This is a genomic window from Burkholderia sp. E168m23 (genome assembly GCF_016586125.1).
Taxonomy (GTDB): Bacteria; Pseudomonadota; Gammaproteobacteria; order Burkholderiales; family Burkholderiaceae; genus Burkholderia; species Burkholderia orbicola.
Map to the genome: position 1 here is coordinate 1 of NZ_BCPP01000753.1, position 3,598 is coordinate 3,598.

3 protein-coding genes are annotated in these 3,598 nt (G+C 68.3%); 1 reads left to right on the forward strand and 2 read right to left on the reverse strand.

Translation table 11 applies throughout. The features are described 5' to 3' along the window. On the reverse strand, positions 1-697 hold a 697-nt coding region (gene fetB, locus JMF90_RS28900; RefSeq protein ID WP_201325746.1), incomplete at its 3' end, for an iron export ABC transporter permease subunit FetB. Beyond that, complete coding sequence (locus JMF90_RS28905; protein ID WP_011549719.1) at positions 694-1,395, reverse strand: ATP-binding cassette domain-containing protein; 702 nt, start codon at positions 1,393-1,395, stop codon at positions 694-696. The genes JMF90_RS28905 and fetB, both read right to left, overlap by 4 nt. A 152-nt stretch (positions 1,396-1,547) precedes the next feature. Here JMF90_RS28905 and JMF90_RS28910 point away from each other — a divergent pair. Continuing rightward, the coding region (locus JMF90_RS28910; protein WP_201325747.1) for an AsmA family protein at positions 1,548-3,598 on the forward strand (2,051 nt) is incomplete at its 3' end.

Sequence of the window (3,598 nt, forward strand, 5' to 3'; positions counted from 1 at the left end):
CGGCGATCAGGAACATGATCACGATCTGGTAACGCACGGCCTGCAGCGGCGACTGGCCGGCCAGCACCTGGCCCGTCATCATGCCCGGCAGGCTCACGACGCCGACCACCGCCATCTGGTTCAGCGTCGGCAGCATGCCGGCGCGCACGGCCTGCCGCGCGGCATCCTGCGCGGCCTCCCAGCGCGTCGCGCCGAGCGCGAGCGCGGTTTCGACACGATCGCGGCGCGCGGTGAGCTCTTCCATCATCCGCTCGACGCCGAGCGATACGCCGGTCAGCGTATTGCCGAGAATCATCCCGAGGATCGGGATCGCGTATTGCGGCGCGAACCACGGATGGATGCGGATCACGACGAACAGGCCGACCGCCGCGACGAACCAGCTGCTGAACCAGATCGACGCGATGCTGTCGATGCGCTGGCCGCGATACGTGCGCTTGCCGCGCCCCGCGCCGGCGAAACCGGCGATCAGCGTCATCAGCGCGGTGAGCGGCAGCACGACGTACCAGTGCGGATGGCCGAACACCCAGCCGAGCACGTAGCCGATCGCGAGCAACTGCACGACGGTGCGCACCGCCGCGAGCGCGAGCTTGCGGCCGAGGCCGAGCGACAGCGCCGCCGAGATCGCACCGTTGACGGCGACGAGCGCGGCGGCGATGCCGACGTCGACGAGGCTCAGGTCCTGCAGTGCCGGGCTCATTGCGCAGCCTCCGTCGGGTTGGCCGCGTGCAGGACGCCGGCCTGCATCACGAGCCGCATCGTGGCGATTCGCGCGGCCTGGGCCGGATCGTGCGAGATCCACATGTAGGCGCGCGCATCGGGCGCCGCGTCGAACCACGCACCGACGAGCGCTTCGATCGCGCGCGCCGATTCGGGATCAAGGGCGGAGGTCGGCTCGTCGAGCAGTAGGACGTCGGGATCGAGTTGCAGCACGCGCAGCAGCGCGGTGATCTGCGCTTCGCCGCCGGACAGGTCGCTCGCGCGCTTGTCGAGAAAACCGGCGCCGCGGCCGGCCTGCGCGGCGAGCGCTTCGGCGCGGGCGCGGTCGAACGCGACGTCGCGATAGATCGCGAGCGAATACGGGTAGCGCAACTGCGCTTCGACGGTGCCGTCCATCTGCGCGGGGCGCTGGCGGACATAGGCGATGCTGCGCCGATAGCGCGGAATCGCGCTGCGCCGGATCCGCCGGCCGCGCCACAGGATGTGACCGCCGTCGAGCGGATCGAGCAGCGCGAGCGCGCGCAGCAGCACGCTCTTGCCCGACCCGGATGGCCCGGTGATAGCAATTCGCGATCCCGCGGCGAGGCTGAAATCGGTCGGGGCGAGCAGCGTCTTGCCGCTGCTGGCGTCGCGCCGCGTGATGTGCTGCGCGTCGATGAGGCCGGTGGGGGAGGTCATGTCAAAAGTGAAAAAAAGCGTTAATGGCGCCGAAAGGCCGCCATGTCGTGCGCCATAATACCGATTGAAAAGCCGCAGTTGTCGTGCGCCGTTCGTCCACGCAAGCGGCCCGGCATGGCGCGGCAACGCTTCAGAACAACAACGGAACCGCCATGACGCTAACCCGAGCCATCGGCAAATCGGCTGCATGGATCGTCGGTATCGTCGCGGTGCTCATCGCGGCGGCCGGCATCTTTATCTTCACGTTCGACTGGAACCGCGCGAAACCGTGGGTCAACGAACAGGTGAGTACCGCGCTCGGCCGCCCGTTCGCGATCAACGGCGATCTCAAGGTCGGCTGGCGTCGTCCCGATGGCGAGACCGGCTGGCGTGCATGGGTGCCCTGGCCGAGCTTCTCCGCCACGCAACTCGAGATCGGCAATCCCGACTGGGCGCAGGCGCCCAAGTTCGTCACGCTCGATGCCGCGCACTTCGATCTCGCGCTCCTGCCGCTGCTGGCGCATGAAATCGTCATCCCGTCGATCGACGTCGTGAATCCTGCCGTCGATCTCGAACGGCGCGCGGACGGCAGCAATACGTGGACCTTCCAGTTCAAGCAATCGTCGCAGCCTTCGCGGTGGAAGGTGCGGCTCGACAGCTTCGGTTTCGCGAAGGGCACCGTCACGTATCGCGATGCGATCACGAAGGCCGACCTGACCGTCGCGATCGATACGCTCGGGCAGCCGATTCCGCTCGGCGACGTGCTGAAGGAGCAGGAGCAGACCTCGCGTGCGGCGTCGGCGCAGCGCGTCGGCAAGCATGGCGCCGCGCAACTGGGCGCGAAGGCCGATGCGCAAGCCGCGTCGGGCGAGTCGGGGGCGAGTGCGGTCGCGGCCTCGGGTGCGTCGGCTGCGAGCGGCGTTGCTTCGGCTGCGTCAGGTTCGTCCGGTTCATCCGCTTCGTCCGCGCCTTCCGCGTCGGCGGCCGCTGCCGCGTCCGGCGCGAGCGGCGCCGCGGCGCCCGCGAAGCCGTCCGGCCCCACCTACGCGTTCGGGCTGAAGGTCGACGGCCGCTACAAGAACGTGCCGATCAGCGGCACCGGCAAGGTCGGCGGCGTGCTCGCGATCCAGGATACGTCGCAGCCGTTCCCGCTGCAGGCCGACGTGAAGGCGGGCGATACGCGGCTCGCGATTGTCGGCACGCTGACCGATCCGAGGCATCTCGCGGCGCTCGACCTGCGGCTGTGGCTGCAGGGCACGTCGATGTCGCACCTTTACCAGCTCACCGGCATCACGCTGCCCGATACGCCGCCTTACGCGACCGAAGGGCGCTTGATCGGCAACTTCAAGCCGAATGCGAGCACCTTCCGCTACGAGAACTTCAACGGTCGCGTCGGCGGCAGCGATCTCGGCGGCACGCTCACCTGGGCGCAGCGCGAGCCGCGGCCGAAGCTGTCGGGCGAACTCGTGTCGAACCTGCTGCAGTTCTCCGATCTCGCGCCGGTGATCGGCGCCGACTCGGCCGCGAGCAAGAAGAAGCGCGGCGACACGACGCGCCAGCCGCCCGACCGCGTGCTGCCGGTCGCGGCGTTCCGCACCGAACGGTGGAGCGCGATCGATGCAGACGTGAAGTTCACCGGCCGCAAGCTGATCAAGAGCGCGGACCTGCCGATCACCAACCTGTACACGCACATTCTGATGCAGGACGGCGTGCTGACGCTGGAGCCGCTGCAGTTCGGCGTCGCGGGCGGCACGCTCGCGACGAATGCGCATCTCGACGGCAGCCGCACGCCGCTCAAGGGCCGCTTCACGCTGGCCGCGCGGCATCTGAAGCTCAAGCAGCTGTTCCCGACGCAGAAGGTGATGCAGTCGGCGTTCGGCGAAATCAACGGCGACGCGTCGCTGTCGGCAACGGGCAATTCGCCGGCCGCGCTCGCGGCGACGTCGACCGGCGAAGTGAAGGCGCTCATCACCAACGGTCGCATCAGCCGCCTGCTGATGGAGGCCGCGGGGTTGAACGTCGCGAACGTCGTCTACGAGAAACTGTTCGGCAACCGCGACGTCAACATCAATTGCGCGGCGATCGATTTCGTCGCGACCGACGGCATGCTCGACCCGAAGGTCTTCGCGCTCGATACCGACGACGCGCTCATCAACGTCGACGGCCCGATCAACCTGCGCGACGAATCGCTCGACCTGAAGATCCATCCGCACACGAAGGGCTT

Bases quoted from the DNA above. Each gene is read 5' to 3' on its own strand.
- JMF90_RS28905 (WP_011549719.1), bottom strand. From the start codon at position 1,395: ATGACCTCCCCCACCGGCCTCATCGACGCGCAGCACATCACGCGGCGC.